The organism is Streptomyces sp. NPDC047043 (genome assembly GCF_040644055.1).
Classification (GTDB): Bacteria; Actinomycetota; Actinomycetes; order Streptomycetales; family Streptomycetaceae; genus Streptomyces.
Genome location: NZ_JBEYVO010000033.1, coordinates 75,463 through 89,915 on the forward strand (window position 1 = coordinate 75,463; position 14,453 = coordinate 89,915).

At 71.2% G+C, this 14,453-nt stretch carries 17 protein-coding genes; 11 read left to right on the plus strand and 6 right to left on the minus strand.

The features are described from left to right. Positions 1-48 precede the first annotated feature (48 nt). The gene (locus ABZ880_RS41290; protein WP_361274509.1) at positions 49-936 is read left to right on the plus strand and encodes a hypothetical protein; all 888 of its coding nucleotides are present in this window, start codon (positions 49-51) and stop codon (positions 934-936) included. 24 nt (positions 937-960) lie between these two features. Here ABZ880_RS41290 and ABZ880_RS41295 read toward each other — a convergent pair whose 3' ends face one another. Then, positions 961-1,908, minus strand: a complete 948-nt coding sequence (locus tag ABZ880_RS41295; RefSeq protein WP_361274511.1) for a zinc-binding dehydrogenase — start codon at positions 1,906-1,908, stop codon at positions 961-963. A 107-nt stretch (positions 1,909-2,015) separates the two neighbouring features. Between ABZ880_RS41295 and ABZ880_RS41300 the strand changes: the two genes are divergently transcribed. Both ABZ880_RS41300 and ABZ880_RS41305 read left to right on the plus strand, forming a co-directional pair. Then, positions 2,016-2,621: a TetR family transcriptional regulator gene (locus tag ABZ880_RS41300; RefSeq protein WP_361274514.1), complete on the plus strand. Its 606-nt coding sequence runs from the start codon at positions 2,016-2,018 to the stop codon at positions 2,619-2,621. 81 nt (positions 2,622-2,702) lie between these two features. After that, a complete protein-coding gene (locus ABZ880_RS41305) occupies positions 2,703-4,757 on the plus strand; it encodes an AAA family ATPase (RefSeq protein ID WP_361274517.1) in 2,055 nt (684 codons plus the stop codon). Positions 4,758-4,790: 33 nt separating this feature from the next. Here the strand turns inward: ABZ880_RS41305 and ABZ880_RS41310 are convergent, their stop codons facing one another. Beyond that, positions 4,791-5,654, minus strand: coding sequence for a nitroreductase/quinone reductase family protein (locus ABZ880_RS41310; protein ID WP_361274519.1), 864 nt, complete (start codon positions 5,652-5,654; stop codon positions 4,791-4,793). A gap of 171 nt (positions 5,655-5,825) precedes the next feature. Between ABZ880_RS41310 and ABZ880_RS41315 the strand changes: the two genes are divergently transcribed. Together ABZ880_RS41315 and ABZ880_RS41320 are read left to right on the plus strand one after the other, a co-directional pair. After that, positions 5,826-6,449 (plus strand): RraA family protein, encoded by a 624-nt coding sequence (locus tag ABZ880_RS41315; protein ID WP_361274522.1) that lies wholly within the window; start codon positions 5,826-5,828, stop codon positions 6,447-6,449. An 11-nt stretch (positions 6,450-6,460) separates the two neighbouring features. After that, positions 6,461-6,955, plus strand: a complete 495-nt coding sequence (locus ABZ880_RS41320) for an HAD domain-containing protein (RefSeq protein ID WP_361274524.1) — start codon at positions 6,461-6,463, stop codon at positions 6,953-6,955. On the opposite strand, the gene ABZ880_RS41325 is transcribed toward ABZ880_RS41320, so the two are convergent. Further along, positions 6,930-7,517: a TetR/AcrR family transcriptional regulator gene (locus ABZ880_RS41325; protein WP_361274526.1), complete on the minus strand. Its 588-nt coding sequence runs from the start codon at positions 7,515-7,517 to the stop codon at positions 6,930-6,932. The two genes, ABZ880_RS41320 and ABZ880_RS41325, sit on opposite strands and share 26 nt — an antisense overlap. Positions 7,518-7,604: 87 nt before the next feature. Here ABZ880_RS41325 and ABZ880_RS41330 point away from each other — a divergent pair, with 87 nt between their 5' ends. From ABZ880_RS41330 to ABZ880_RS41340, 3 genes are all read left to right on the plus strand, one after another. Next, positions 7,605-8,426 carry an NAD(P)H-binding protein gene (locus tag ABZ880_RS41330; RefSeq protein WP_361274529.1) on the plus strand — a complete coding sequence of 274 codons (822 nt, stop codon included), beginning with the start codon at positions 7,605-7,607 and terminating at the stop codon, positions 8,424-8,426. 91 nt (positions 8,427-8,517) lie between these two features. After that, positions 8,518-9,099, plus strand: a complete 582-nt coding sequence (locus tag ABZ880_RS41335; RefSeq protein ID WP_361274532.1) for a carboxymuconolactone decarboxylase family protein — start codon at positions 8,518-8,520, stop codon at positions 9,097-9,099. Then, positions 9,096-9,962 carry an RNA polymerase sigma-70 factor gene (locus ABZ880_RS41340; protein WP_361274534.1) on the plus strand — a complete coding sequence of 289 codons (867 nt, stop codon included), beginning with the start codon at positions 9,096-9,098 and terminating at the stop codon, positions 9,960-9,962. The genes ABZ880_RS41335 and ABZ880_RS41340 overlap by 4 nt, the downstream gene beginning before the upstream one ends. Here ABZ880_RS41340 and ABZ880_RS41345 read toward each other — a convergent pair. Both ABZ880_RS41345 and ABZ880_RS41350 read right to left on the minus strand, forming a co-directional pair. After that, a complete protein-coding gene (locus ABZ880_RS41345) occupies positions 9,952-10,479 on the minus strand; it encodes an ATP-binding protein (RefSeq protein WP_361274538.1) in 528 nt (175 codons plus the stop codon). The two genes, ABZ880_RS41340 and ABZ880_RS41345, sit on opposite strands and share 11 nt — an antisense overlap. Before the next feature lie 50 nt (positions 10,480-10,529). Further along, positions 10,530-11,042, minus strand: coding sequence for an NUDIX domain-containing protein (locus ABZ880_RS41350; RefSeq protein WP_361274541.1), 513 nt, complete (start codon positions 11,040-11,042; stop codon positions 10,530-10,532). A gap of 206 nt (positions 11,043-11,248) precedes the next feature. On the opposite strand from ABZ880_RS41350, the gene ABZ880_RS41355 reads away from it, so the two are divergent. The 3 genes from ABZ880_RS41355 (at position 11,249) to ABZ880_RS41365 (ending at position 13,060) form a co-directional block, all read left to right on the plus strand. Next, positions 11,249-11,872, plus strand: coding sequence for a helix-turn-helix transcriptional regulator (locus ABZ880_RS41355; protein ID WP_361274543.1), 624 nt, complete (start codon positions 11,249-11,251; stop codon positions 11,870-11,872). Positions 11,873-11,931: 59 nt separating this feature from the next. After that, the gene (locus ABZ880_RS41360; RefSeq protein ID WP_361274546.1) at positions 11,932-12,585 is read left to right on the plus strand and encodes a hypothetical protein; all 654 of its coding nucleotides are present in this window, start codon (positions 11,932-11,934) and stop codon (positions 12,583-12,585) included. A gap of 142 nt (positions 12,586-12,727) precedes the next feature. Continuing rightward, positions 12,728-13,060 (plus strand): DUF2516 family protein, encoded by a 333-nt coding sequence (locus ABZ880_RS41365; protein ID WP_361274548.1) that lies wholly within the window; start codon positions 12,728-12,730, stop codon positions 13,058-13,060. Between the two features lie 27 nt (positions 13,061-13,087). Here ABZ880_RS41365 and ABZ880_RS41370 read toward each other — a convergent pair whose 3' ends face one another. Next, on the minus strand, positions 13,088-14,389 hold the full coding sequence (locus ABZ880_RS41370; RefSeq protein WP_361274551.1) for a SpoIIE family protein phosphatase: 1,302 nt from the start codon (positions 14,387-14,389) through the stop codon (positions 13,088-13,090). Positions 14,390-14,453: the final 64 nt, after the last annotated feature.

A 14,453-nucleotide genomic window follows, 5' to 3' on the forward strand; every position in this document is an offset into this window, starting at 1 on the left:
GCGGGCAGATGAAAGCCGGCGGACGGGCCGATGGGGGGAGGGGCGGGCATGGCCGAGCGGGGGAACGGGCAGGCCGAAGCCCGCATGGGACGGCAACTGAAGCGCTATCAGGACCGGTTCGAGCCTCTGGTGACACGTGCCCTGCTGCTCGGCATCTTCGTCACGGGACTGACTGCGCAGTTCGTCAAACCGGTGGGTGACGCCTTGGAGGGCAAGGCCTTCCTCGGTGGCGCTCTGCTCAGCCTGGTCGGATACGTGCTGTACGACGCGGTACGTGAGCTCTCCTCGTCGGTGCGGGTGCCGTCGCGCGCCCTGGTCAACTCCAGTCAGTTGGGCAGCTTCGTCAGCGAAGCCTTCCATGCGAGGCGGGTGGAGATCAGCTTTCTCGGCTACACGGGGGAGACGCTGTACAACGAGCTGTACCACCGCCTGGAGGATCTTTTCGACAGCCCGGGCCCCATCCGCAAGGTCTCGGTGCGCATGCTGGTTCCGGAGTTCGGGGAGCCGATGACCGTGCCGTCCAGGGTCGGCGACGACTCGCGGCCGGTGGACGACCCGGTGTTCCGGGAACGCATGTCACAGCGCTGCCAGGAGTACGACGGAATACTCTCGGACATCGCCGAGCGGCTCACCGCCGCCGGGCGGCTGGTGGTGGAGTGCGAGTATCGCTGCTACCCCGGCATTCCACGCGACAAGATATGCATCTTCAACCGGGTTCAGGTCCTGCACGGCCTGTACGACCTCTCCGCCCGGATGCGCCTGAACCACCTGGGCCCGGAGTACTACGACCCCAAGGGGTACAGAACGGACCTCAACGTCTGGTCCAGGGAGGGCACGGCTGCCGCCGAGGCAGCCGTTTCCACATGGATCAAGCACTTCGACGACCTGTGGGACCTTGCCGTAGAGCCGCGATGGCGGCAGGGGGCGGTCCACTGAGAGGCGACGACGCCGTGGACCCGTTCACACTTCCAGCAGCACCTTCCCCACCAGCCGTCGGCTCTCCACGGCCGCATGAGCCTGCGCCGCCCGTCCCAGCGGAAACACCTCCCCGACCACCGGCCGCAGCCGCCCCGCCGCCGCTTCATCGAGGGCGTGTGAAGTCAGCCGGTGCACTTCCGCCGCTCCGAACTGCACATCCCCGATCCCGAACAGCTTGATCCCGCGCCGCGCCGCCTCCCCACCGTCGATCGCCGCGAAGCCACCCGTCGGCGCCCCATGTGCCGAGAAGCGCCCGCCATCCACCGTCAACGCAAAGGCGGCAGCCCCGAGTTCACCCCCCACCCCGTCCAGCACCACATCCGCAGCCCCGCCCAGCTCCTCCCGCGCCCGTTCCACCCACCCCTCGCCGGAGACATCCACCGCGGCCCTCGCCCCCAACTCGCTTACCAGTGCGAGCTTTTCCGCGCCCCGAGCCAGTCCCACCACCCGAGCCCCGAGCCCACGCGCCAACTGCACCAGCAGCGTGCCCATACCTCCCGACGCGCCCAGGATCAGAACCCGCTCCCCAGCCGCCACCCCCGTGAGCTCCATCAATCCCGCCGCCGTCACCCCGTCATGCACCAGAGCCGCCGCGGTCAACAGATCCAGGCCTTCCGGTACGACCGTCAGGCCCGAGACCCCCGCCACCGCCCGCGACGCATAGCTGCCCTGGACGAACGACGTGACCCGGCGGCCCAGCCACTCCTCCGGTACCTCGGGACCGAGCGCGGTGACCGTTCCGGAGACCCCGCCTCCGGGGACGTACGGAGGCGTCACCGGGAAGTAGTCGCGGCCCCAGCCCGATCGCACCTGGGTCTCCACGAAGATCGTGTCGGCGTAGGCGACGTCGATCAGTACCTCGCCCGGGCCCGGCACCGGGTCCGGGAGGTCCACCGGGACCAGGACCTCCGGGCCGCCGAACTCCTTCACCTGTGCTGCTCGCATCACATGCCCCCAGTCGTCGTACGGACTCGTCGGCAGTCTTCGGCCTCAACCGCGCTTGAGGTCAAGCAGTGGTCGGCGCGTAGGCTCGCGCCATGGCTGAGATGGGTCTGCGGGAGCGCAAGAGGCAGCGGATGTACCAGGACGTCTCCGACATCGCCGTCCGGCTGTTCATGGAGCGGGGGTTCGACGCCGTGTCGGTCGCGGAGATCGCCGCCGCGGCCGCGATCTCCAAACCGACCCTCTTCCGGTACTTCCCCGCCAAGGAGGACCTCGTCCTGCACCGCTTCGCCGATCACGAGGACGAGGCCGCCCGGGTGGTGGCGGACGAGGCGAAGCCCCTCGCCGCGCTGCGGCGGCACTTCCTCGACGGGCTGGAGCGGTGCGACCCCATCACCGGGCTGAACGACCACCCCCAGGTGCTCGCCTTCCACTCGCTCCTCTACGGGACTCCCGCCCTGGTCGCCCGCCTGTACGGCTACCTCGAGCGGTCCGAGGCCGCGCTCGCCGAGGCCCTCGGCGGTGGGCTGGACGCGCGGCTCGCCGCCGGGCAGATCGTCGCCGTGCAGCGCATCCTCGCGCAGGACAACTTCCGGCGGATCGTGGACGGGGAGTCGGTGGAGGAGGTGCGGCCGGACGCGGTGGCCGCGGCCGAGCGGGCCTTCGAGCTGCTGGCGGCCGGGATGCCCCACTTCGCCTAGAGCCTGGAAGTCATCGTCCCACCCTTCAGAGGCTCGGTAAAAGATTTAACCCGGTTACGTTATTTGGGTATGCTCGTCGCCATGACGTCAGCCGACCCCGCCCTGACCGAGCCCGAGTCCCTCCGCACCTCCCTCCACCGCGAGCGCGCCCACCACGACCGCTCCCGCACCGCCCTCGCCGCGATGGTCGACGGCGCCCAGGAGCAGGTCGTCGTGGGCGAGGACGTCTCCGCCTCCGGTGCCGACGCCGAGGTGCTCGGGTACCAGCTGCGCAGTCAGGCGAAGCACATGCGTGAGCTGCCCGAAGGGCCGCTGTTCTTCGGGCGGTTGGACTTCGGGCGGGGTGCCGGTGATCATTCCGGGCAGAGCTACCACATCGGGCGGTTGCGGATCAGCGAGCACCCGGCCGCACCGCCCCTCGTCGTCGACTGGCGCGCACCCGTCTCCCGCGCCTTCTACCAGGCGAGCGCCCGCGACCCGCAGGGCGTCACCGTCCGCCGAAGGTTCGGCTGGGCGGCGGGCAGCCGCGGCGACTCCACCGATCTGACCGGGCTGGAGGACGAGCATCTGGAGAGCGGAGAGTCGCAGGTCAGCGATATCGTCGCGCGCGAGATCGAGCGGCCCCGGGTCGGGCCGATGCGGGACATCGCGGCGACCATCCAGCCCGAGCAGGACGATCTCGTACGAGGAGATCTCGGCGTTTCTGTGTGTGTCCAAGGTGCTCCGGGCACCGGCAAGACCGCCGTGGGCCTGCACCGGGCCGCCTACATCCTCTACACCCACCCGCAGCGCATCCGGCGCGGCGGTCTGCTGATCCTCGGGCCCAACCGGACCTTCCTCTCCTACATCTCCCAGGTGCTCCCGGCCCTCGGCGAGTCCGGCGTACGGCAGTCGACCCTGCAGGAGGAGATCGCCGCGCACCCGTTCAAGGGGGTCGACGGGGAGCGGGCCGCCGCGGTCAAACACGACGCACGGATGGCCGAGGTGCTGCGCCGGGCGCTGTATGCGCGGGTGTCCGGCAGCGGGGTCGAGGCAGCCGTCGTCGTGCCGGACGATTCGTACCGGTGGCGGGTGGGATCCGGGGAACTCCTGCGGATCGTCGAGGGCGTACGGCGCGAGGAGCCGCCGTACGGGATCGGGCGGGAGCGGGTGCGGATGCGGGTCGTGCGGCGTATTCAGGAGCAGGCCGAGCGGCGGGCCGGGCCGCAGACGAACGCCTGGGTGCAGAGGATCTCGCGGGCGCGGCCGGTCGGCGCGTACGTCGACGCGGTGTGGCCCCGGGTGCGGCCGGAGGAGGTCCTCGCCCAACTCCTCACCGATTCAGGCACGTTGGCGGCGGCCGCGGACGGACTGCTGGCCGAGGACGAGCAGCGGGCGCTGCTGTGGGCGAAGCCGCCGCGGTCGTGGAAGTCGGCGCGCTGGTCGGCCGCCGACCTGGTGCTCCTGGACGAGGTCGGCGGGCTGATCGAGCACCCCGAGGGGTACGGCCATGTCGTCGTCGACGAGGCGCAGGACCTCTCCCCGATGGAGTGCCGGGCCATCGCCCGCCGGGCGTCCTTCGGCTCGCTCACCGTCCTCGGCGACCTGGCCCAGGGGACCACGCCCTGGGCGGCGCGGTCGTGGGACACGGTCCTACGGCACCTGGGGAAACCCGACGCGGTCGTCGTACCGCTGACGACCGGATTCCGGGTGCCGGAGGCCGTCGTCACGCTCGCCAACCGGCTGCTGGCCCGCCTCGACGTCGACGTCCCGGCGGGCCACTCCCTGTGCAGGGACGGGGAGTTGAGGGTGCGCCAGGCGGGAGCCGATCTGCCGGGCGCGGTCGTGGACGCCGTACGCGATGCGCTCGGTCGTGAGGGGTCGGTCGGGGTCGTCGCCGCCGATGCCGATGTCGCCGGAGTGGCGGAGGCGCTCGGCGCGGCCGGCATCGCGACCGCCGGACCGGACGACCTGGGCGCCCGCGTGACCGTGGTACCGGCGACCCTCGTCAAGGGCCTCGAGTACGACCACGTCGTCGCCGTGGAACCGGCGGCGATCGCGGAGGCGGAGGAGCGCGGGCTGCACCGGCTGTACGTCGTCCTGACCCGGGCGGTGTCGCGATTGGACGTGGTGCACGGGCGGCCGTTGCCGTTCTAGAGAACAACGACGGCCACCCGCGAATCAGAACGTTCAGGCAGTGGCGTCGAGGAGGGGGATCAACTCCGCCTCCTCGTACGTGAGATGGGCTTCGAGGTCGAGCGTGAGGCGCTCCACCTCGGCGCGCGCCGCGGCCGGGTCCGCGTGCTCGCCGGCCAGCGCGCGGCGCAGCTCCGCCACGAGGACGGCGATCCGCTCGTGCTCCTCGCTCAGCCGCTTCAGTACCGGGGCCGCCTCGGGGTGGCGGTCGGTGAGGAACGGGAACATCATCGTGTCCTCGCCGGTGTGGTGGTTGTGCAGCCCCTGGCAGAACGTCAGGCAGTTGACCCGCAGCTGGGCGCCGAGGGTGCCGTTGCCGGCCGCCATCTCCTTGCGGATCAGGGCGAGTTCATGGCGGAAGGCGTCGTGCACCACCTTGATCGCCTCGCCCGGCGAGGAGGCGTTGATGTGCCCCGGGCCGCCCTGCGCGATGTTGTGCAGCGCGACCACCGGAATGACCCGCTCGGTCTTCCTCTGGTACGCCGCCCAGCCCGGCTCGGCCTCCACCGCCCGCGCCCACGCCTGCTCCCACTCTTCTCCCTCCAGTACGACGGCCTGCGCCTCGTACGTGAACACGCCGCTCTCGACGGTGACTTGGGGATGGGCGAGGAGGTTGCGGTACCAGTCCGGGTGCTTGGGCGCGCCGCCCGCCGAGGCGATGACGAGGACGCGCTCGCCGCCGTCGGGGAGGTAGCCGACGGGCGTGGTGTGCGGGGTGCCGGTGCGGGCGCCGGTGGTGGTCAGCAGGAGCAGGCGGCCACCCTCGAAGGGGCCGCCGACGCGGCCGTGGTTCGCGCGGAACTCGTCGATGACCTGTTGGTTGAAGTCGATGAACTTCTGCTTGTCGTCGTTGGGCATTCTCTGCTTTCTCTGTCGCTGGTTTCCGTCGATGCGGATCTCGATGGGGAAGGCGCAGAGAAAGAGGCGGACTTCTTGCCCGCCGCGACCTCACTCAGAGGCCGGGCACCCAACTCGCTCACGGCACAAGGCCGACCCGGCAGTCATGGAAGGGACGGTAGCGTCCGGCGTATGACTGACGCCATCGAATTCCAGGCCGTCCCGACCACCACCCTTGCCGACCTCCTGGGCCGCGGGCAGGTCATGGACGTCGGAATCCGCCCGCTGTGGGGGCCGGGCGAACGGGTCGCCGGTCCGGCCTTCACCGTGCGCTGCCCTCCCGGCGACAACCTCATGCTCCACGCGGCCATCCACCGCGCCGAGCCCGGCTCGGTCGTCGTGGTGGAGTCGGGGGACCTGGACTGGGCGCTGGCGGGCGGCAACGTCTGCGCGGTCGCCCAGCGCCGCGGTGTCGCGGCCTTCGTCCTGGACGGGCTGATCCGCGACCTCGCCGAGGTGCGGGAGCTGCGCTTCCCGGTGTTCGCCCGCGGCGTCATCCCGATCCCGGGTGCCAAGTCGGCCGCAGTACCGCTGGGCGAGCCCGTGACCTGCGGCGGCGTACGGATCGAGGCCGGCGACATCGTCGTGGCCGACGAGGAGGGCGTCGTCGCCGTGCCCGCCGCTCGTCGCGCCGAGGTGCTCACGGCGGCCCGGGCCAGGCTCGCGAAGGAGGCCGCCGAGTCGCTGGACGCGTGGGAGGTGGCGCACCGGGCGCGCATCGACAAGATCCTGGCGGAGCAGGGGTACGAGGGCTGATCCTGTCCCTGATGCTTCTCTTCCTCGACGTCGACGGAACGCTGCTCCCTTTCGGGGCGGCGCGCCCGTACCTGTTGTACGAGGCACGTTTCGCGTTGCCGGACACGGCTGCCGACCATCCGCTGCTGAGCCGGGTCGATCCCGAGCTCGGTGCGCGGCTCACGGAGCTGGGCTGCGAGCTGGTGTGGGCGACGACCTGGATGGACGACGCGAACCAGTGCCTCGCGCCCTGGCTCGGGCTGCCCTCGCTGCCGCTGGTGGACTGGCCCGACGAGGACGAGCTGCCGGCGCCGCTGCACTGGAAGACCCGGCCGCTGGTGGCGTGGGCGGACGGGCGCCCGTTCGTCTGGGTCGACGACGAGATCACCGGCGCCGACCGCGCCTGGGTCGCCGCGCACCATCCGGCACCCGCGCTGCTGCACCGTGTCGACCACCGGTACGGGCTGACCGAGCGGGACTTCGCGGTCGTGGCGGAGTGGCTCAGAGGGAGTCGAGCCACGCGGTGAGGCGGGCGCCCTCGCGGACCGTCACGTCCGGGTCGCGCAGGGCGTTGGTGAGCAGCGACATGCCCTGGTAGGCGCCCACCAGCGTCAGCGCGAGGCCGTCGGGGTCGGGCAGGCCCAGCTCGCGGAACTGGCCTTCCACCCACTCCAGCAGCAGTCGGATCACCTTGCCGGCCTCCGCGTCGAGGCCGCCGTCGGCCGAGCGCTTGCCGAGCTCGGCGGCGAGGGTGCCGGTCGGGCAGCCGTAGCGCGCGGCGAGGTCGCGCTGCTCGACCCAGCCGCGCACCAGGGCCTTGAGGCGCTCGCGCGGGTCCGGGAGCCGGTCCAACTCGGCGGTGATCCGCTCCAGTTGGCCCGTGTGCTCGGCGAGTGCGGCCGCGACCAGGTCGTCCTTGGTCTTGAAGTAGTAGTAGACGTTCCCGGTCGGGACGCCGGCGGCCCGCGCTATGTCGGCGATGGTCGTGCGCTCGACGCCCTGCCGGTGCACGACCTCGGCGGCCGCGCTCATCAGGCGCCGCCGCTTGTCCCCGGCGCTCCTGGCTCTCGCGCTCTGTGAGTCAGTCACCCGACTGACTATACGGCTGACCGCGCGGCGTGGGTCGTGCTAGCGTCCTTCTTAGTTAGTCAACTGACTCACAACTGGGGGTACGTCATGTTCGTCGTCACGGGCGCCACGGGAAACGTCGGCCGGACCCTCGTACGACTGCTGATCGGGGCCGGCGAAGAGGTCACCGCGGTGGCCCGGAGGATCACCGAGGCCGATGTGCCGGCCGGTGTGCGGGCGGTTGCGGCCGATCTGGGGGACACCGAGGGCCTGCGGCCCGCCTTCGAGGGGGCGCGGGCGGTGTTCCTGCTGGTTGCCGGGGAGGACCCGCACGGGATCGTGGGGGCGGCCAAGGCGGCCGGGGTCCGCAGGCTCGTGCTGCTGTCCAGCCAGGGCGCCGGGACCCGGCCGGAGGCCTATCGGCACGCGGGGGAGTTCGAGGCGGCCGTACGCGGGTCGGGCCTGGAGTGGACCGTCCTGCGCTCCGGCGGCCTCGCCTCCAACGCCTTCGCCTGGGCCGAGCCGATCCGCCTGCACCGCACCGCCGCCGCGCCCTTCGCGGACGTGGCCCTGCCCTTCGTCGACCCGGACGACGTGGCCGCCGTGGGCGCCGCCGTCCTGCGCGAGCCGGGGCACACCGGGGCGACGTACACGCTGACGGGCCCGGCTCCGACCTCCCCGCGCGAGCGTGCGGAGGCCCTTGCCGATGCCCTGGGTGAAAGGATCCGCTTCGTCGAACAGTCCCGCGAGGAGGCCCACGCGCAGATGTCCGCCTTCATGCCCCTCCCGGTCGTCGAGGGCACCCTCTCGGTGCTGGGCGAGCCGACGGCGGAGGAGCGGCGCGTCAGCCCCGACGTGGCACATGTCCTGGGCCGCGCTCCCCGCGCCTTCGCCGAGTGGGCCGTACGGAATGCCGAGGCGTTCCGGTGAGCCGACGGCGAGTGGCGGGGCCGGGTGTCACATCCGCGGGCCGGCCGGTGTCTTCATGCCACACAGTCGGAAGCCCAAGGAGAAGGACATCATGGCGCCACGTGTTCCGAAGGCCGAGCTCCCCGCCGAGCTCCGCGACCTCATGACCAAGCAGCTCGGTACCGTGCCCGAGCCAGTCGAAGTGCTGTGGAACAACCCCCAACTGGCCGCGGCCAACCAGGAGTTCTCGGCCAGGGTGGCCGAGTGGGACGCGGCCGACGCGGGTCTGAAGACGTTCGCGCACATGGCCGTCGCGGCCCGGGTCGGCTGCAGCTGGTGCCTCGACATCAACTACTTCCTCGCCCTGAACCAGAACCTGGACCCGGCCAGGGCGAGCCAGGTGCCGCGCTGGCGGCAGTCGGAGGTGTTCACGCCGCTGGAGCGGGACGTCCTCGAGTACGCGGAGGCCATGACCGACACCCCGACGACCGTCACCGACGAACTGTCCGCGCGTCTGCTCGACCGGCTCGGCCCCGCGGCACTCGTCGAACTCACCGTGTACATCGGCTTCGCCAACATGGCGGCCAGGTGCAACACCGCCCACGGGATCACCTCGCAGGGCTACTCCGACGCCTGCGAGATCCCGCCGGCCGCGCGTTTGGAGACCCCCGGCGTCGGGTCGTCGGCGGCATGACCGAGGACCCGTTCGTCACCCATCGCAGCCTGCTGTTCACGGTCGCCTACGAGACGCTCGGCTCGGCGGCCGACGCGGAGGACGTACTGCAGGAGTCCTGGCTGCGATGGGCCGACGTCGACCACGCCCAGGTGCGCGACCCGCGGGCGTATCTCGTACGGCTCGTCACCCGGCAGGCGCTCAACCGCCTGCGCACGCTGTCGCGCCGCCGCGAGGAGTACGTCGGCGAGTGGCTCCCGGAACCCCTGCTGACCAGCCCCGACGTCGCCGAGGACGTCGAACTGGCGGAGAGCGTCTCGATCGCGATGCTGACCGTGCTGGAAACCCTCGGGCCGACGGAGCGGGCGGTGTTCGTGCTCCGCGAGGTCTTCGAGATGCCGTACGGCGACATCGCCGAGGCGACGGGGAAGCCCGCGGCCACGGTGCGGCAGATCGCCCGGCGGGCCCGCGAGCACGTGGCGGCCCGGCGGCCGCGGGTGCGGGTGAGCCGGTCGGAGCAGCAGGCCGTGGTGGAGCGGTTCCTGCTCGCGCTGCGCACCGGGCAACTGCAGGAGCTGATGGAGGTCATGGCGCCCGACGTGGTCCTGATCACCGACGGCGGCGGCATCGTGACCGCGGCTCTGGCGCCGATCCACGGGGCCGACGTGGTGGCGGAGATCCTCGCCCGTGTGAACCGTGTGGTGACCGACCTCGAGACGACCGCCGTATGGCTCAACGGCGAGCCCGCGGGCCGTATCGACATGGACGGCGAGCCGGCCGCGGTGAGCCTCGTGGTGGACGGCGGGCGGGTCACCCGTGTCTACGTGGTGCGGAACCCCCGGAAACTGACGCGACTGGAGGAGCCGGCGGAACTCACGCGGTAGCTCCGACGGCCTCCGCGATCTGCAGGGCGGCCTGGGCGGGCGTGAGATGCGTGGTGTCGACGACCTCGGCCTCGCCGTGCAGCCAGGTGCGGGCCGCCTCGGCGTAGGGCTCGAGGTACTTGAGGCGGAACGAGGAGGGGCCGAGAACCGTGTCCCCCTCGATGCGCCCGCGGAGGGTGTCCTGGTCGGCGTGGAGGACGAAGTGCCGTACCGGAATGGCATGTTGGGCGAGGCCCGTGCTGATCTCGCGCCAGTACTGCTCGACCAGGACGGTCATGGGGATCACAAGTGTGCCGCCGGTGTAGTCGAGCACGTGGCGGGCGGTTTCGACGACGAGCGGCCGCCACGGCGGCCAGTGCTGGAAGTTGTCCGTCCCGGGCAGCCCCGGAGTGATGTCCATGAGTGTCTCGCCGACCTTCTCGGCGTCGAACACCCGTGAATCCGGGATCAGTTGCTGCACCAGTGGACTGGTCGTCGTCTTGCCTGCGCCGTGGGTGCCGTTGATCCATACGATCATGGGTCCCAACGCTAGCGCTGTGCGAGCCGCGGGAACCGGCACGGCAGAGGTCAGGACTGCGCGGTCCGGAACGCGAGATACCGGCTGAAGGCTTCGTGGCTGTCGGGGGTGAAGCGCCACTCCAGCAGGGCCGACCGCAGCTCCGGCTCCGTCAGCCAGCCATGCCAGGCGATCTCATCGGGATCGGGGACCACGGCATCCGGCATCACGGCTTCGTGCACGCCGAGCCAGTGAGGGCTCAAGCCGCTGCGGTTGATGAACGTGAACAGCAAGCGCGGCAGCACACGAGCGCCCAGCTCTTCAGCCAGCTCCCGCGCGGCGGCCTGTTCATAGGACTCACCGACATCCACGGCGCCACCGACCACGACCTCGTGGAGCCCGGGGAAGCGCGACAGCTGCTCCGACCGCCGGTGGACGAGGATCCGCCCACGCTCGTCACGGCACACCGTCACGGCGACCCGGTGCAGCCAACCCTCCCGGATGGCCTGCCGGCGGCTGACCGCCACCCCCAGCACACGATCTTGATCGTCGACACGCTCCACCAGTTCATCCACGACGCACACCCTGGCAGAGCCCACCGACAACGCCGCCTGCCGGCGACTCGCGGAGGGCGTCCCGAGCGCACCTGCACCAGGAGGTCGGACGGCGACAGTTGTCGTGCAGGTACGGCACCCATCGTGCTCAGGCTCGCGCGTCCGTCCGAGTGGCGTGGCGCACTTTTGCAAGCGGGTGCTTGCAATAGTTAGCGGGGGTGGTGCAAGGTGGAGGCATGGCATCGCTCAACGTCGGCAATCTCGGCGAGTATCTGCGTGAACAGCGGCGCACCGCGCAGCTGTCGCTCAGGCAGCTCGCCGACGCCGCCGGGGTGTCCAATCCGTATCTGAGCCAGATCGAGCGCGGGCTGCGCAAGCCGAGCGCGGAGGTGCTGCAGCAGGTCGCCAAGGCGCTGCGGATCTCCGCCGAGACGCTGTACGTGCGCGCCGGCATCCTCGACGCCGAGCGGGACCGGGACGAGGTGGAGACGCGCGCCGTCATCCTCGCCGATCCCACGCTGAACGAGCGGCAGAAGCAGGTGCTGCTCCAGATCTACGAGTCCTTCCGCAAGGAGAACGGATTCGGGATCGCCACGGCCGACGAGGCGACCGACCTGGCCCCGGCGGACGGCGAGGTGGTCCTGACCGCCGAGCCCAGCCCGGGCGCGACGGATGCGCAGGACGAACAGGACACCGACACCGCGATACGCCGCACCCGCAAGGGCGACGGCGAGCAGACCGGCGAGCGCCGAACCCGCAAGACCCGCACGGCCGGCGGACGCAAGTCCGCCACGCGCCGCACCCGCACGTCCGACGGCAGCGACGCCGAACCGCACGACCCGCAGCAGCCCGCCAGTTGACCGGGCCGGCCGCGGTAACCAAAACCCTCAGCTGCAAGCGATCCGGGAGGACCATCACCATGGCCATCACCGACGACCTCCGCAAGACCCTCAGCGACCCGACGCCGCTCTACTTCGCCGCCGGCACCGCCGACCTGGCCTTCCAGCAGGCCAAGAAGGTGCCCGGCATCGTGGAGCAGCTGCGCGCCGAGGCCCCGGCCCGTATCGAGGCCGTACGCAACACCGACCCGAAGGCCGTCCAGGAGAAGGCCCAGGCCCGCGCCAAGGAGGCTCAGGCCCGCGTCAAGGAGACGCAGGAGTCCCTCCAGGCCAAGGTCACCGAGTTCCTGGCGACCGTCGACGGTGACATCAAGAAGCTCGGCGCCACCATCGACGCCGACCTGAAGAAGTTCGGCGAGTCCGCCCAGGACTTCGCGCTGCGCGGTGTCGGCGTCGCCGCCGAGTACGCCGTCAAGGCCCGCGAGACCTACGAGAAGGTCGCCGAGCACGGCGAGCAGGCCGTGAAGACCTGGCGTGGCGAGGCCGCCGAGGAGATCGAGGAGCTCGCCGTCGCCGTCGAGCCCAAGGCCGAGCCGGTCGAGGTCAAGGAGGAGGCCAAGCCCGCCGAGGCCAAGGCCGAGCCCGCCCCGGCGAAGAAGACCGCCGCCAAGAAGGCGCCGGCCCGCAAGACCACCACCACCACCGCCAAGAAGGCGACGCCGCCCGCCAAGTGACACGGAAGTGACACGAACGGGTGATCGGTAACGGGTCGGGCACTCCTTGGGTGCCCGGCCCGTTCTCCGTGTAGCGGTCCTGCCGGAACGGGTACGGTGACCGCGTAGGAACAAGCCGAGTCTGGTGGTGGACGTTGTGCTGATGCAGGGGTTCGCAGGGTTCATGTGGCTGCTGAGCGTGGCCCTGATCCTTTTCAGCGGCTTCGCGTTGATCGACGCCGCCACGCGTCGCGAGGACGCCTATCGCGCGGCCAGCAAGCAGACCAAGCCGTTCTGGCTGATCATCCTCGGCCTCGCCTTCGTGGTGAACCTGATCTTCAACATCCTGTCGTTCCTGCCGGTCATCGGCCTGGTCGCCACCATCGTGTACATGGTCGACGTACGCCCGGCGCTGCGAGGTCTGCCCGGCGGCGGCCGGAGCCGCAGGGGTTCGAGCAGCGACGGCCCGTACGGCCCTTACAACGGAGGGCGCTGACGGGCGCCCCTTTCCCGGCCGCAGGCGTTACGCCACCCGATCCAGCAACAGCACCGCAACGTCATCCGTCAGCTCGCCCCCATTGAGCTGACGAACCTCGTTCACCGCGGCCCGCAGCAGAGCCTCCCCGCGCAACCCCTCGGACAGCTGCCGCCGCACCAGCTCCACCATGCCGTCCTGCCCGAGCCGCTCGAGCCCCCCGCCGACGCGCCCCTCGATCAGCCCGTCGGTATAGAGCATCAGGCTCCACTCCCGCCCCAGCTCCACCTGCATCCGAGGCCATCGGGCCCCCGGCAGCAGCCCGAGGGCGGGCCCGTTGTTGTCGTACGGCAGCAACTCCGCCGTCCGACCGGGCCGGGCGACCAGCGGCGACGGATGCCCGGCGAGGCAAAGGCCCGCGCGGCGACCGTCCGGCGAGATGTCCACCGTGCACAGGGTCGCGAAGATCTCGTCGTCGGCCCGCTCATGCTCCAGCACCTGCTGCAGCGTCCCGAGCAGCTCGTCCCCGCACAGCCCCGCGAGCGTCAGCGCCCGCCAGGCGATCCGCAGCTCCACACCCAGCGCGGCCTCGTCCGGGCCATGCCCACAGACATCACCGATCATGGCGTGCACGGTCCCGTCCGGGGTCCGTACGACGTCGTAGAAGTCACCGCCGAGCAGCGCACGCGACCGCCCCGGCCGGTACCGCGCGGCAAACCGCAGCGACGACCCCTCCAGCAACGGCGTCGGCAGAAGCCCCCGCTCGAGCCGGCGGTTCTCCTGCGCCAGCACCCGCCCCTCGGCAAGCCGCCGCTCCGCCGTGTCGGAACGTTTCCTCTCAACGGCGTAGCGGATCGCACGGCTCAGCAACCGCCCGTCCAGCTCGTCCCGGAAGAGATAGTCCTGGGCGCCCACACGCACCGCCTCGGAACCGCGCTCGGCGTCGCCGGACGGGGCGAGCGCGAGGACGGCATGCCGCGGCGCGAGCTCCAGTACGTGCTTCAGCACGGCGAGCTCGTCCTCGTCGTCCGACCGGCCGGGCGCGGGCAGCGCGAGGTCCAGCAGGATGCAGTGCACGTCGTCGGTCAGCAGCCGCGCGGCCTCGGTGAGGTTGCGGGCGGTGCGGACGCGGATGGGCTTGCCGGCCGAGTCCTGCAGTTCGGGCACGACCGTCGAGCCGCCCGGATCGTCCTCGATCAGGAGCAGCGTCAGGTTGGTGGCGGCGTTGTTGTCGACCTTGGCTTCCTTGCTCGGGGTCGCTTCCTTGGAGGTGCCGCCTCGTTGCGCGGCCGGCGCCTGACCACTCTCCGCGGCCGGGATCGCTCGCTGCCGCGGTATGGGTACGGGCATCGTGTTGAGTTCCTTCCCTCCCCCCGAGGGCGCGGCGGAGCAAGGGACCTCGATCCACCGACGG

Bases quoted from the DNA above. Each gene is read 5' to 3' on its own strand.
- ABZ880_RS41305 (WP_361274517.1), top strand. From the start codon at position 2,703: ATGACGTCAGCCGACCCCGCCCTGACCGAGCCCGAGTCCCTCCGCACC.
- ABZ880_RS41365 (WP_361274548.1), top strand. From the start codon at position 12,728: ATGCAGGGGTTCGCAGGGTTCATGTGGCTGCTGAGCGTGGCCCTGATC.
- ABZ880_RS41290 (WP_361274509.1), top strand. From the start codon at position 49: ATGGCCGAGCGGGGGAACGGGCAGGCCGAAGCCCGCATGGGACGGCAA.
- ABZ880_RS41370 (WP_361274551.1), bottom strand. From the start codon at position 14,389: ATGCCCGTACCCATACCGCGGCAGCGAGCGATCCCGGCCGCGGAGAGT.
- ABZ880_RS41330 (WP_361274529.1), top strand. From the start codon at position 7,605: ATGTTCGTCGTCACGGGCGCCACGGGAAACGTCGGCCGGACCCTCGTA.
- ABZ880_RS41320 (WP_361274524.1), top strand. From the start codon at position 6,461: ATGCTTCTCTTCCTCGACGTCGACGGAACGCTGCTCCCTTTCGGGGCG.
- ABZ880_RS41300 (WP_361274514.1), top strand. From the start codon at position 2,016: ATGGCTGAGATGGGTCTGCGGGAGCGCAAGAGGCAGCGGATGTACCAG.
- ABZ880_RS41310 (WP_361274519.1), bottom strand. From the start codon at position 5,654: ATGCCCAACGACGACAAGCAGAAGTTCATCGACTTCAACCAACAGGTC.
- ABZ880_RS41360 (WP_361274546.1), top strand. From the start codon at position 11,932: ATGGCCATCACCGACGACCTCCGCAAGACCCTCAGCGACCCGACGCCG.
- ABZ880_RS41335 (WP_361274532.1), top strand. From the start codon at position 8,518: ATGGCGCCACGTGTTCCGAAGGCCGAGCTCCCCGCCGAGCTCCGCGAC.
- ABZ880_RS41345 (WP_361274538.1), bottom strand. From the start codon at position 10,479: ATGATCGTATGGATCAACGGCACCCACGGCGCAGGCAAGACGACGACC.
- ABZ880_RS41315 (WP_361274522.1), top strand. From the start codon at position 5,826: ATGACTGACGCCATCGAATTCCAGGCCGTCCCGACCACCACCCTTGCC.
- ABZ880_RS41340 (WP_361274534.1), top strand. From the start codon at position 9,096: ATGACCGAGGACCCGTTCGTCACCCATCGCAGCCTGCTGTTCACGGTC.
- ABZ880_RS41355 (WP_361274543.1), top strand. From the start codon at position 11,249: ATGGCATCGCTCAACGTCGGCAATCTCGGCGAGTATCTGCGTGAACAG.